This window comes from Candidatus Tisiphia endosymbiont of Metellina segmentata, assembly GCF_964030715.1.
Taxonomy (GTDB): domain Bacteria; phylum Pseudomonadota; class Alphaproteobacteria; order Rickettsiales; family Rickettsiaceae; genus Tisiphia.
The window spans coordinates 900,673-914,911 of sequence record NZ_OZ034919.1 but is presented as its reverse complement, the minus strand read 5'-3'; the positions used below and the strand labels follow the sequence as shown (position 1 = coordinate 914,911).

Here is a 14,239-nt window from a genome sequence, read left to right as displayed (position 1 = left end):
TTTTTTTCTCACTATTTCAAATAAGTTATGCATAATATTTATCTACAAAAATTAAAATTATTAAATTATCGTAATTTTCAGAATTTAGATATTAGTGCTGGTAATAATCCTGTTATACTAATAGGGGGGAATGGTAGTGGAAAAACTAACATTTTAGAATCAATATCACTATTTTCACCTGGTAAAGGTTTGAGATCAGCTAAATTAGATGATATTTGTCAAAGGGGAGAAGATCATTGCTTAGCTTATGCATTATTACACAGTAAACTTGGCTTAGTTGAAATTTCAACTAATTTAAAGCGTGAATCTAATAGACGTTTTACGGAATTTAACGGTGTTAAAATACAAAATAATGAACTAAGTAAGTTCTCTGCTATGATTTGGCTTACACCCCAAATGGAAGGTATTTTTTCTTCCAGTATTAGCGATAGGCGTAAATTCTTTGACAGGATTGTTTATAACTTTAATCCATCGCATGCAGGAATAGTTAGTAAATACGAATATTATATGTATGAACGTAGCAAAATACTAGCACAAGACCAAGTGGATACAAATTGGCTAAGAGTGGTTGAAGAAAAAATGGCGGAATTATCAATTGAGATCGCTATTAATAGGCTAAAAATTTTAGAACATATGCAAAAAGCTATCTCAGATTTGGATAATGATTTTCCTAAAGCTATTTTATCAATTAATGGGGTTATAGAAGATATAATATTAAAAAATTCTGAAATAGATATTGATTTTATAAAAAATGAGTTAGTGGTGTCTCGTGTTCGTGATAAGATATCTAATAGAACTAATTTTGGAGTACATAAAAGTGATTTTGTAGTTATTCATAAAGAAAAAAATGCCTTAGTTAAACACTGTTCCACCGGTGAACAGAAGGCTATGCTCATTGCCATAATACTTGCCCAAGTTAATTATTCTATTAAAGAAAACATTGCTATGCCTATTTTACTGTTAGATGAGGTTTTTGTACATCTTGATAACAAAAGGAGACAGTACTTAATTGATTTCTTCCTAGAATTAGGATTACAGCTATGGGTGACTGCAACTGACTTAAATGGCATAGAATCTTTAACAAAAAAAGCCGAATTAATAAAATTATAGTATGAAATTTCTTTTATTTAATTTTAAGGCAATGCCTTAAAACTTGATCACGGCGTTCTAATATAGCATTAAGGTAAGAATTATTTAAAAAATCAGAACCTTTTGCTGCTATAAAAATCTTTCTAAGAATAGGTAAGTCTAATTTTTTTATAGCTTTTATAGTGTCGTCATAACATTGTGTTGGATAAGATATTATAAAACTCTTATCAAATGCATGATATTGACGCCATAGGCTATTTTGATAAATAACAAACCGCAAAGGTTTGTTATAAGACTGAAAATTTTTGTAAAAGGTAGGAGGTATTTGTTTTTTAAATCTTTGTTTTAGCTTTTCTTCATTAGGGAGATCAATAACCTCTGCTTTATCAAAAGGAAATGGTTTGTCATAATCATTGGTGTTTAATTTATCACTATACAGTACTCTAACAAAAGGAAGTTCACCAAATTTAACATGTTGGCGATTACGAATACCTGAATTATCTATTGCAATAAAATATGTTTTATTAATATCTTTAAATATTAATAAATTATGTGATCCAGAGTCCCACTGCCCAAAAATAAAGTAAAAAGTTCGTAGGTTCATTTGATCTTCTATGGAAACCTCTTGAAGAGCTTTTTCATACTCTTCAGGTACTAAAGGATCAATTTTAGTATCAATGTAGAGTTGCAATGATCCTGTCATTCCATTAATTTTACGCATTACTGTTGGAGGAATATGAGGGAAACCTAGAATTAGAGAAGCTTGATACGCTGCTACTTCAGCTTGTGCATCTCCTAAATCATCTGCAGGTAATTTTTTAAAGACAGCTTTTACCTGATCATCTAAAGTAACTAAAAAAACTTCTCCATTGAATTCCGCTTTTTTACCTTTCTCTGTGAGAAACTTTCTCATAGGTTCTATATGGTGTATTGTAGATGTTTTAAGTAATTTTGAGATATCAACTTTTTTCCATGTTTCTGGATGGTTAAATGGAGTGGCATATACAGAATGCATAGTTAATAAGGATGGTAGAATTATATAGAAGGAGACTAAGAATATTCTAAAAATTTGCATATCATTTTATTATTAGTTGATATTTTTTAATTCAAAATCTTTTTCTGCTTTGTAGAGCTTCCTTGGCTATATCGAAGTCGCTAAATGGTAGTTTTTTATTACCGATTATTTGATAATTTTCGTGACCTTTGCCGGCAATCAGCAAAATATCATCTTCTTGTAGATTATTTATTGTTTCAATAATTGCAATTTTTCTATTTTTTATTTCTATAAAACTATTAGTGATAGCTATAATACCTTGTATAATTTGCTGCCGTATTGATTTTGGGTCTTCATTCCTCGGATTATCGTCAGTGATAATAACCTCATCAGCAATTTTCGCCGCAATTTCCCCCATTAATGCTCTTTTACCACTATCTCTATTCCCGCCACAACCAAAAATTACTTTCAATAACCCCTTATTTGATTTTATTTTTTTTAGTTCTAGCAAGCTTTTTTCTAAGGCATCTGGAGTGTGAGCATAGTCAATAAAAATATTGCTATTAGCTACTCTCTCTAAACGCCCTTTAACTGCTTTAATTTGTGGTAATTTCGATATGACTTGTTCAAAAGGAAAGCCAGTCAAATGCACCATCATAACGGCAATCAGCAAGTTGGTTGCTTGAAAACTACCAACTATATCGGTAGTAAAATTATATTTCTGCCCGTTATAAGTACAAATTGTCCTGTCGATAATTTTTAGATCACCATTCATACCAACGGTTAAAAATTTTATATTACGTTCCTGTAAATAACTTTTGATATAATCTAATTGTTCTATTTCCGAGTTTAATACAGCAACTCCTGTCTGCGATAAATTATCTGTAAATAATTTTAGCTTGGCTAAAAGATAATTATCCATATTCTTATGATAGTCAAGATGATCTTGACTAAAACTAGTAAAGCAGGCAGCATCTACTTTTATACCAAGTAATCTTTGTTGTTCTAGACCATGGCTAGAAGCCTCAAAAGCTAGATATTTTGTGCCATTCTCAGCTAGCTTATGTAGAATATGCCTCAAAGTTACAGGATCAGGAGTAGTAAGAGCCGGGGATTTGTCTAAAATTTCTTGGATGCTTGTTAAATCCAAACCACCCGAACATTCTACGCCAATGGTTCCGATAGAACAGCTGGGTATTCCTAGTAATGTGTATAGTTGCCTACAATAGGATACTACCGAGGTTTTACCGTTAGTACCAGTAGCAGCTACCATATATTGTGGTAATAAAGGGTAGAGAATATTAGCAGCTTGGCTTAGTGCCACCCGTGCATCACTTACAAGCGTTATATGTACACCATTAGCGATAATGTTAGGGTTTTTTAAACTTTCAGCATCATCGGTAATAATGAATTTTACTCCTTTGTTTATTACATCATCAATAAACTTATTACCATCCGAACTTGCTCCTTTAATGGCGAAGAATATGTCACCAGCTTTAGCTAATCTAGAGTCAAAAAACAAACTTTGAGAGTTCAGCTGAGAGGTAATTTTTAAATAGTCAAATAATTTTTGCATAATTTCTACAATTTAAATGTAGCCTAATTAATTCTTAATCTATATAAGTGTGTTTATCAGGTGTAAGAGCCTTATATCTTAAGAATGTGTTATAAGTAATTAAAGAGGGTGACTTGAATAGACCTTGACTAAAATAGTCGCTAAGAGAATAAGTACCCTCTTTTTGGTAGTTTACCTTGAACAAATTGCAGAAGGTGGTCTTAAAAAGAGCAGCCTTGCACAATAAGAAGAAGGAGATTATATCATGAATAAAATAATAGGTCTAGACGTAAGTAAAAACTGGCTTGATATATGTGTATATAATACAAGAGATAAACCTAAATATCATCGTTTTGCCAATGATGCAGCTGGTCATGAAGAGATGATTAAATTAGCAAAAGAGCAAGAGATTAAGCTAATAATATGTGAACCTACTGGAGGATACGAAGCTGAGATTTGTCAAAAGCTGGATAATAATAACCAACAAATACATAAGGTCAATACATATAGTTTTAATTCTTTTAGTAAATCGGTGAATTTGTGTAAAACTGATAGGAAGGATGCATTTAAATTAGCATATTATGCGGATAAGATGCAGCTTTCAGCGAATTATATATATCAAGTTGAATCAGAGACTTTGAAGAGATGTCAACAAAGACGAGAAGATTTAGTATTAATGCTTAGCAATGAAAAGAAAAGACTACATCATAGCATTGATGGTATTGATAAAGAGAGTATAGAAAAGCTCATTAAATTTTTACAGAATGAAATAGCTGAGCTTGATAAAAAGTTAAACAAAACAATAGATGAGTCAGAAGAGTTAAAAGAGAAGGTAAAAATATTAGAGACTGTACCTGGTATTGGTAAATGTTTAGCTACAAAACTAATTAGTTTTGTACCTGAATTAGGGGATAAAAATTATAGTAGCAATGAATTGTCATCAATTGTTGGTATAGCTCCATATGCTCGTGATAGTGGTAATAAGCAAGGACGAAGATTTATTCGAGGAGGCAGGAAAATACCTAGAGATGCTTTATACATTGCAGTATTAGCTGGTAAGAATGGTTTCCAATATTTAAAAATTTTATATGATAGGCTTGTTAATAATTTTAAACCTAAGAAAGTTGCGATAGTTGCTTGTATGCGTAAGTTACTTGAAGTGTGCCATAAACTTATTCAACAAAAACGTGTTTTTGTTATTAAATAATATTTATCTATTTTTATAAAATTTAGATAAAAGATAATTGCTATGTAAAGAGTTATAGTGAAATCTATTGAATTAGCTAATACAAACTTTGTGCCATACCTGCGAAATCAGGTATTTATATTCCCACCTATACGGGAATGACAATTTACAATCGTTATGTTCTTTATCACCTAATCCTATGGGTTTAATACCAATTGCAATAATTAACGCAGTGGTGTAAAATGGGTTTTTAACTGATAAAGGTACTCAAATGGCTAGGTTAATATTACCGCAAGGTTTTCATGGTCATGATTTTATAAAAATGATGAAACATGAGCCGCATGGTCGAAATCGTATACGTTTATTGGCGATGTATTACCTTCAATTAGGCAAATCTTTTAAAGCCATATCTGAAATAGTGAAGTCACACTGGAAAACTGTGCAATCATGGCTCAGAAGATTTAGGAATCATGGTTTTGAAGGATTATTTGAATCACAAAGAAGCGGTGCCCCTAGGAAGATTAACACTATACAAGAGTCTGCTCTTTTTGATAAAATCAATACGCTCAGTGAAAGTAAAACTGGTGGGTATATAACTGGAAAGGAGCTACATATCATGTTACTTGAGGAATATGGTGCTAAATGTACTTTAAAAACAGTCTACAATACTATGCACCGCCTTGGTTTTAGCTGGATTACTTCTCGTTCAATGCATCCAAAGTCAAATCAAGAGACTCAAAATACATATAAAAAAACTTCCCAGACATGCTAACAGAATTATTATCAAAAAATATCGATAGATGTAAAGTTGATATATGGTCTCAGGATGAAACTCGAGTTGGGCAACAAGGTAGCTTAACTCGTATATGGGCTAAGCGTGGCACTAGACCCCGTAAAGTTCGGCAACAGCAATTCATTTCAACATATATTTATGGAGCTGCTTGCCATGATACAGGAGAAGCTTTTGCATTAATTTTACCATATGCAAATACACAGGCAATGAATAAATTCTTAGAAGACCTTTCTCGCAGTATTCAAGGCAACCGACATATAGCTTTACTAACGGATAATGCAGGTTGGCACACAGCCAAAAAACTAACTGTGCCAAGCAATATCACTTTGATACCGCTTCCGCCCTATGCACCGGAACTTAATGCAATGGAACAAGTTTGGGAATGGATCAAAAATCATTTCTTGTCTAACCAATGTTATGGTGTATATGAAGATATCGTCACTATGGCTTGTTACGCTTGGAATCAATTTGCTCATAATGTAGATTTAGTAAAATCAATTATGTATAGAGACTGGATAAATACACCGTGTTAATTATTGCAATTGGTATAACTATAGGATTAATAGATAATTTTTTGATAAGAATTTTAAGGATTCCTCATGAAAAAGAAAGATTTATCAATTTTAATAGGTAATAGTCTAGATCATTTTGATACGGCTATTTATAGTTTTCTTGCTCCAATTTTATCAATAATCTTTTTCCCCAAAGACGATCCTATAGTTGCTTTGATCTTAACTTATAGCGTACTAGCAACTTCAATAATTACTAGACCAATTGGGGCAATAATTTTTAGTATAATTGTAAGAAAACGAGGAGCAGCTTTGGCTCTATCCTATTCATTAATAGGCGTTGCTGTTACTACTATGTTAATAGGAGTTATACCAACTTATCAAATGATTGGCTGGTTCTCACCATTGATGCTGCTCATTATTCGAATGATGTTAGCAATTTTTGGTGAAGGAGAACATTGTATTGCCAAATTGTATATTGTAGAAAATAAGACGCAAACTCAAGGAGTGAAAGCATCCTATCTATACGAGTTATCAACAATGTTTGGACTTATTATTGCCTCTTTTGTTAGTACAATTCTGATTAGTTCTAATCATCATGAATATTGGCGTTTATGTTTCATATTAGGAGGGAGTACAGGGATTGTAGGGGTTTATCTTAGACGTTATTCCAATATATCTCAAAGAGCAATAGAACAAGAATCTTATATAGCTAACTTGACTAACATTATGTCAAATTCACAAACGTCATTGCAAGAAGCTACTTTAGTAGCAATGAAAAAATCCAGAAAAATGAGGAATGGATTGCTTCATGGGCTTACTATTGCTTGCAATGACTTTGTTAGCTATATATCAAATGTGATATTGAATAATAAGTGCAATATTCTGCGTGTGTCTATAGTTAGTGGCTTTTCCTATATGACATATGTGATACCTTTTGTCGTGATGAATAGTTTTATACCTCTTATTACCTCTATATCTTTGGAGATGATGATGACTTTTAATACAATCTTATTAATTATAGATGCAGCAATGATTCCAATAATAGGGTCTTTGGTTAAGAAATATCGTCCTGCAAATGTAATGATCATCAGTACTAACATTTTATTTGTTAGCATAGTACCATTGTGGTTATATATGTCTGACGCCTCTTTAGGGTATATTAATTTTGTTCGTTTATGGATTATTACATTAGGGGTAACTTTCTTATGCCCACTAAATTATTGGCTTAATAGTCTATTCCATGGTTCAGATAAATATATGCTGGTTAGTATTGGTGATGCTATAGGTACTTCAATATTTGGAAGATTTACTCCCTCAATATGTATAGCTCTTTGGCATTTTACTGGTTCTTCTATATCTATAGGAATTTACATTGCAATGATTACTTTAGCTACTATATGGGCAGTGAGGAGTATACCATGAAAAACATAATAGATATAGATGTATGACAAGACCGGCATTCCTAATTGCTTTTTTTACAACAATTGTGCGTTATTATGATTATGCTCTTTTTGGTCTCTCGGCAGCAGTTCTATCCAAGAATTTTTTACCTCTAGGATCAAATGATAGGCAGATATTATTATTTTTTGCTATATTCAGCATAGCTGTAATAGCTCGTCCCATAGGCTCGATCATTTTTGGTTTTATCAGTGATAAATATGGTAGAGTTGTATCAGTTAAAATCTCAGTATTTTTGGCTACTATCTCTACAATTCTTATAGGATTAACCCCTAATTTTGATAGAATTGGCATAGTGGCTACAATAATCTTAATATTTTGTCGTATGACATTTTTAATGAGCTTAGCAGGAGAAAGTGATGCTATAAAAATTTACGTTGTAGAAAAAGTAGGTAAGACTAGCAAAAATTGTGCTAGTGGTATCGTGTCATTTTGTAGTCAGGTTGGAGCATTGCTTGCTGCAACAATTTATCATTTTTCTACAGAATTTGACTCAGCAGCTTATTTATGGCGGGCAAATTTTATTATTGGTGGAATTTTTGGCTTATTTATAATATTTCTAAGGCACTATTTTCATGAAAGTGAGGAGTTCTTAAATTCTAAAAAGGATCATAAATCTCCAGATTATAACTTTTTTTATTTAACAAAGATTATCAAAGATTCATTTAAAAAATTTATTATAGCAATATTAATAAGTGGTTGCATAGGAGGTATTTACCATTTTCTAATTTATTTTTGGGGAGTATTTGCTGTAAAAAGTGCATTAATTATGGATAGCAATCAAGCTCAAATTATCAATATAGCTTTAATAAGCATTTACGCTATTATGTCAGTATTGTCTGGTTTTTTAGCTGATAGATTTTACCCTAAAAAACAAATTATCATCGCATTATCATTAAGTTTGTTAGTGATAATTATTGTACAATTTTTACTATATAAAGAAATCTCGGTAATTTACTTCCCAGTAATGCTTATCGGACTTGCCCCATTTTACGTAGTGCCATTACAAATTATTGTCCAATCTATGTTTATAACTAATATTAGGGCAAGAATGTGTAGTCTATCCCATTCACTTGGCGGTATGATACTTTCATCAACAACACCATTTTTTTGTATGTTATTATGGCAATATTTTAATGCAATATACTTAGTGCTAGGATTTTTTATGCTATTATTACTAATATTGTTCAGTACAGTAATTTTTCTGTATAGTACAAACGTTATAACAAACCACTAGATCTAAGGAGAGAATTTTGCAAAAAAAACATAACCTAATAAATTATGACTATAGTGCCTATAATACTTTAAGAAGGTTAATAGTTGATCATGTAAGACCTTATCTAAAACAGATCGGCATGGCAGTATTTTGTATGGTAATTACGGCTGTGTGTACGGCTTGTATCGTTGATTTAGTGCGACCAACTATTGATCAAATATTTTTAATCGGCAATCGTCAAATGTTATTATTTTTGCCGTTAATGGTAGTGATCACATTTACTATTAAAGGGATAGCTGAATATTATTCAAGTTATTTAGTTAAATTTATCGGTCAGAGAATTCTAACTGATTTACAAATTAAAATGTATGAACATCTATTATTTGCCGATACTCTCTTTATTCAATCTCAATCATCAGGGCGTTTAATATCACGCTTTACTAACGATATTGCCATGATGCGTGGTGCTGTGTCAAATTTACTAGTAGGATGTGCGAAATATTTTTTGACAGTAGTAGGCCTTATCATAGTGATGTTTAAGTTAGAACCTAGGTTATCTTGTATAGTATTTCTAGCATTTCCCCTAGCAATTTATCCAATACAGAAATTAGGGAGAAAAATTCGTAGAATATCAGGACAAGCTCAAGAGGAATTAGCTAATTATACTTCTAGGTTAGATGAAACTTTTCAGTCAATTAAAATTGTTAAGTCTTTCTTAGGAGAGAAAATTGAAAGCAATCGAGCTTTATTGTTCTCTAGTAATATTTTACATTTTTTAAAGAAAACTGCAAAATTGGATGCATTGGTCTCACCAATCATGGAAGTGTTAAGTGGTATTACAGTTGGAGGGCTTATTTGGTACGGTGGATTGTTAGTCATAAAAGGAGAAACTACACCAGGAGCATTTTTTGCTTTTATTACTGCCTTTCTTGCAGCTTATAGACCTTTTAAAAGCTTGGTTTCTTTAAATGTAAATTTACAAGAGGGTATTGCTGCAACAAAAAGAGTTTTTAACGTTCTAGATACTGAGCCTATTATTAAAGATAGTGTAAATGCTCAAAATGTTCAATTAGTTAATCCGCAAATAATTTTTCACAATGTCGAGCTAAAATTTAATGATAAAGTAGCTTTAAAGCTCGTTAATCTAAAAATAATGCCAGGGAAAACTACAGCTTTTGTTGGGCGTTCTGGTAGCGGCAAAACTTCATTATCTAATTTATTAGTAAGATTTTATAATCCAACTAGTGGACAAATTGTAATTGATGATTACGATATTAAAGACATAAAAATTGACTCTTTAAGACGGCAAATCTCTTTAGTAACGCAAGATACTACATTATTTGACACTAGTGTTGCAGAAAATATTGCTTATGGTAATCCAAATGCTACTCACAGTGAAATTATTACCGCGGCAAAATATGCTGATGCTGATGAATTTATTTCGCACCTTCCATTTGGCTATGATACGATGATTGGCAATCAAGGTACAACACTTTCAGGTGGGCAGCGTCAACGTTTAGCGATAGCCAGAGCATTTTTGAAGCCGGCAGCAATTTTAGTTTGGGATGAGGCAACAAGCTCTTTAGACCAAAATTCTGAGCGATTAATTCTAAATTCTTTAGTAAATATTCGTGAGAATAAAACCACCCTAATTATAACACATCGTTTATCGAGCATTAAGGATGTTGATCATATAGTTGTTATGAAATCTGGTATGATATTTGAACAAGGAACTCACTCACAACTTATGAACAATAAAGCGGAATATTATAAATTATATCATAAGGAATTAGAGGAGGGGGATAAGTGAACATAAAGGGAGTAACTGTCTATTTATACAACAACAAAATGCAAAAACATTCATCTTTTTTAAAAATAGATAAAAAATCCTTGGTAATAATTTATATTTTAGTTTAATCTATAAATTGAATATAAAAAATATTTATGGTTTTTATGGAAGAAGATATTAATTATTGGGACAACTCAAAGTATGCACCTTGTCAATATGCTACTAGGTTACTGGACAAATTACGTAAGATGAATGAGAAAATAAACCGGTCAATAGATATTGATGAGGTTAAAAAGGCTATTTATTACGCCAAGAAATATCATGGCAGCCAAATGAGGCAGTCAGGCGAGCCTTATTACTCTCATCCACTAGAGGTGGCGTATATGATCTCTGATTATCTTTACCGCACTGACATTCTTGTTACCAGCATATTGCATGACACCATTGAGGATACAAAACTTACCAAAAAGATGATTGCCTATATCTTTGGGGAGCAGGTTGCTAGTCAAGTAGAAGACTTAAGCAGGAACAAGTCTCACGGGAAGATTAGCTCGGCAGAAACATTAGATATATTACTTCAACAAGAAAAATATGATGTGGCATTGATTAAATTATTTGACCGAGTTCACAACTTACAAACTCTAGGAGTTAAATCACCTGAAAAAGCTAGGAAGATTATTGAAGAAACCGTAAAAAATTTTATAATCATTGCTATGCATTTAAAAATACCAACAATAACACAAGACTTAACTGCATTATGTTATAAAAATTTATCCATACAGCAGTTTGATCAACATAATCATCAAAATTCTATGGATAATTCGCCACTTTCTCCAACTTTTCAAAATGTAATAGCCCGTATGCGAACCCCACAATTGTAGGGATCATAATAACCCATAATCCCCAATAGCCAAAATGGTTAACAAGATAAGTGAAGCCAAAAGCAGTAATAACGGATACGAAAGCACGTGATATAGCGAATATAATGCTAGCACAGGTGAAACGTTTAAATACAGGAAAATGTTTATAAATAATTGGCATAGCAGGACCTAAACATTCGTTAAATAAAATGATAAAGAATTGAATTAAAAATAACTCAAACGGAGAATGAAGATTATTTAAAAAATATGGACAAAATATGATAAAAATAGAACATATTATGAGTATAATTTTCATGGTTAATAGTGGATATATTTTGTAACTTAAATAAGATAATATTGATACGACCAAGAGCTGTATTAGACATAGAATAAAATTATGATGAATAACCTCAGCAATTGTATAACCAAAGTTATTTTGTAAAATATTACTACAATATATATAAATAAAATCAAAACCTACAGGTAAAGCACATTGTAAGAAAAAAAGAGCTAATATTGTTTTTTTATTAACTTGGAAATGTTTTAACCATAGCTATTTCGTTATTGCTAGGAGGCGTGGTAAGCACGACTTTAAAAGTTAAAAAATGGGACAATCATCATCCCCAAAGAGGATTAAACTATAAATTGCTATTTTAGAAAATGCTCATTCACCCCTTGTTTTACGCTCTAATTCTTTACATCATTTGAGTGTAGATAATTTAAGCGGATGATGATCTAAAGCCTGTTTTAGATGCTTTGTTTGTATATGTGTATAAATTTGGGTAGTACTAATATCAGCATGTCCAAGTAGTTCTTGAATTACCCTAAGATCTGCACCGCCTTCTAACAAATGGCTTGCAAAACTGTGACGTAAAGTATGTGGGGAGATATTACTTGGGTCTAGCCCAGCCTTAATAGATGCTTGTTTTAACAGAATTGCGAAATTCTGCCTAGTCATATGACCATTAGTTGAAGAAGAGCAAAATAAATAAATTTGACTTTTAGGGTGTTTTTTGCTTATAAATTTACTACGAATAGTTAAATAATCAGACAAACTTATGGTAGCCTGTTCATTGATTATCACCATTCTTTCTTTATTACCTTTACCGATTATTGAAAATATTTTTCTAATATTTTGGGACATTTGATTTACTAAAATATCAGTTAACCTTATACTGACAAGCTCAGAAACACGTAACCCACTTGCATATAATAAATGAATCATTGCTTTTAGGCGTATGGAATCAGGGTTTTTGTCTTGATTGCAATAGAAAAGTAAATCTTTGATTTTATCAATTGATAATGTAGAAGGAAGTTTAGCTTGATATCTTGGTAAATCTACCATCAAAGCAGGATTATAATTGGTATGCTTTTCGCTAATTAAAAATTCATAATAGTTTTTTATAGTGGATATCTTCCGGTTGATTGATCTTGCCTGCAAGCCATTTCCCGCCAAATATTCTATCCAGTCTCTAATATTTTCAGCTTTAATATTCAGCTCTAACAATTTATTCTGTGATAAAAATTTCTGGAAATCTAACAGATCACCTTTGTAGCCAAGTACGGAATTATTAGCTACACCACGCTCCGCTATCATCATTTCTAGGAATTGTTCGATAAACTCTACCATATTACGTACAGTTTGTTTTAATGGAGGCCAGGGCCGGAATCGAACCGGCGCATTGAGGATTTGCAGTCCACGGCATTACCACTTTGCTACCTAGCCTAAAGAGCTGAGATACTAACCAATATTAGAGCAAAAGGCAACTTATTTTTCTTTTGTTTTAGGTAGGGTAATATTTTTTTATAACTTATACTTTGTTATCCTTCTAAAATATGCTATACTACCACAGAGTAAAATTAGTCTGTATTGTATACTAATTCTGTTTCGAAGAATTGTTATTTGAAAATATCAAGGACTCCCGTACCGTATGTACGTCTAGTGTGTTCTCTCCTCATTTTCAAATCTAATTTGGAGTCACATTCAAGTATATTTAGGGAGTGTTATCTTTAGTATTGTGATTTGCAAAATATCTATAGTTATGATTTAATTATTTGCAACTCACTGACACAAATTCAAATCAATTGACCATGGTCTAAGTTTTTATAATGGAAAGGAGTAAGCATGTCAACATCGTCTGAATTTAAAGTAGGAGAAAGAATTGTATATCCATCTCATGGAGTTGGAGAGATAGTAAATGTAGAACACCAAGTCATAGCTGGTACTGATATTAAGGTTTATGTAATATCATTCCCTCAAGACAAAATGACTTTGAAAGTACCGGTAAACAGAGCTGCTATTTCGGGTCTTAGAAAACTTGTTAGTAAAACTGATTTAGCTGTAATATATTCAACGCTTCAGGGTAAAGCTAAGCAAGGTAATAGGATGTGGAGTAGAAGAGCACAAGAATATGAGGGTAAAATAAATTCTGGTAATGTAGTATCTGTAGCAGAAGTGGTACGAGATCTCTATAAGAATGTTGATAGTGACCGATCTTATAGTGAAAGGACTATTTATGAATCAGCCTTAAATAGGCTAGCTGGGGAGCTTGCAATTCTTGAGAATATAAATCCTGACGAAGCAATTAATAAATTAATTGAAGTATTGAGAGATAAGCTCGCTGCGTAAATTGAAAATTCATTTTCCCGAGGTGATATACTGCTATGATTTCAAGAGTTGATAGACGATAGTATACTCAAATGATTTGAAGAATTGGATTTGAAAATGAATGGTGAGCATGCTAGGCGTACATACAGTATAGTTACGCATGCGAATCCATGATATTT

General features: G+C 32.0%; 12 protein-coding genes and 1 tRNA gene. 9 read left to right on the top strand and 4 right to left on the bottom strand.

Annotated elements, in window-relative coordinates:
- Positions 1–27 precede the first annotated feature (27 nt).
- Positions 28–1,110, top strand: a complete 1,083-nt coding sequence (gene recF, locus AAHM80_RS04685) for a DNA replication/repair protein RecF (RefSeq protein WP_342259424.1) — start codon at positions 28–30, stop codon at positions 1,108–1,110.
- Between the two features lie 13 nt (positions 1,111–1,123).
- Here recF and AAHM80_RS04680 read toward each other — a convergent pair whose 3' ends face one another.
- Both AAHM80_RS04680 and AAHM80_RS04675 read right to left on the bottom strand, forming a co-directional pair.
- On the bottom strand, positions 1,124–2,164 hold the full coding sequence (locus tag AAHM80_RS04680) for a hypothetical protein (RefSeq protein ID WP_342259423.1): 1,041 nt from the start codon (positions 2,162–2,164) through the stop codon (positions 1,124–1,126).
- 31 nt (positions 2,165–2,195) lie between these two features.
- Positions 2,196–3,659, bottom strand: coding sequence for a UDP-N-acetylmuramoyl-L-alanyl-D-glutamate--2,6-diaminopimelate ligase (locus AAHM80_RS04675; protein ID WP_342259422.1), 1,464 nt, complete (start codon positions 3,657–3,659; stop codon positions 2,196–2,198).
- Positions 3,660–3,903: 244 nt separating this feature from the next.
- On the opposite strand from AAHM80_RS04675, the gene AAHM80_RS04670 reads away from it, so the two are divergent.
- The 7 genes from AAHM80_RS04670 to AAHM80_RS04640 all read left to right on the top strand — a co-directional run bounded on the left by AAHM80_RS04670 (position 3,904) and on the right by AAHM80_RS04640 (position 11,473).
- Positions 3,904–4,845: an IS110 family transposase gene (locus AAHM80_RS04670; protein WP_342259421.1), complete on the top strand. Its 942-nt coding sequence runs from the start codon at positions 3,904–3,906 to the stop codon at positions 4,843–4,845.
- A gap of 250 nt (positions 4,846–5,095) precedes the next feature.
- Entirely contained in the window at positions 5,096–5,596 is a 501-nt protein-coding gene (locus tag AAHM80_RS04665; protein WP_342259385.1) for a helix-turn-helix domain-containing protein, read from the top strand.
- The gene (locus AAHM80_RS04660; RefSeq protein WP_342259390.1) at positions 5,590–6,150 is read left to right on the top strand and encodes an IS630 family transposase; all 561 of its coding nucleotides are present in this window, start codon (positions 5,590–5,592) and stop codon (positions 6,148–6,150) included. Before AAHM80_RS04665 ends, AAHM80_RS04660 begins: the two co-directional genes overlap by 7 nt.
- A gap of 66 nt (positions 6,151–6,216) precedes the next feature.
- Positions 6,217–7,551: an MFS transporter gene (locus tag AAHM80_RS04655; RefSeq protein WP_342259420.1), complete on the top strand. Its 1,335-nt coding sequence runs from the start codon at positions 6,217–6,219 to the stop codon at positions 7,549–7,551.
- 22 nt (positions 7,552–7,573) lie between these two features.
- Complete coding sequence (locus tag AAHM80_RS04650; RefSeq protein WP_342259419.1) at positions 7,574–8,824, top strand: MFS transporter; 1,251 nt, start codon at positions 7,574–7,576, stop codon at positions 8,822–8,824.
- Between the two features lie 16 nt (positions 8,825–8,840).
- The gene (locus AAHM80_RS04645; protein ID WP_342259418.1) at positions 8,841–10,613 is read left to right on the top strand and encodes an ABC transporter ATP-binding protein; all 1,773 of its coding nucleotides are present in this window, start codon (positions 8,841–8,843) and stop codon (positions 10,611–10,613) included.
- Positions 10,614–10,747: 134 nt separating this feature from the next.
- Positions 10,748–11,473 carry an HD domain-containing protein gene (locus AAHM80_RS04640; protein WP_410521226.1) on the top strand — a complete coding sequence of 242 codons (726 nt, stop codon included), beginning with the start codon at positions 10,748–10,750 and terminating at the stop codon, positions 11,471–11,473.
- A gap of 679 nt (positions 11,474–12,152) precedes the next feature.
- Here the strand turns inward: AAHM80_RS04640 and AAHM80_RS04635 are convergent.
- Positions 12,153–13,082 (bottom strand): site-specific tyrosine recombinase XerD, encoded by a 930-nt coding sequence (locus tag AAHM80_RS04635; RefSeq protein ID WP_342259417.1) that lies wholly within the window; start codon positions 13,080–13,082, stop codon positions 12,153–12,155.
- Positions 13,083–13,103: 21 nt separating this feature from the next.
- Positions 13,104–13,178: transfer RNA gene (locus AAHM80_RS04630), tRNA-Cys, on the bottom strand.
- Positions 13,179–13,577: 399 nt separating this feature from the next.
- On the opposite strand from AAHM80_RS04630, the gene AAHM80_RS04625 reads away from it, so the two are divergent.
- Positions 13,578–14,081, top strand: a complete 504-nt coding sequence (locus AAHM80_RS04625) for a CarD family transcriptional regulator (protein WP_342259416.1) — start codon at positions 13,578–13,580, stop codon at positions 14,079–14,081.
- Positions 14,082–14,239: the final 158 nt, after the last annotated feature.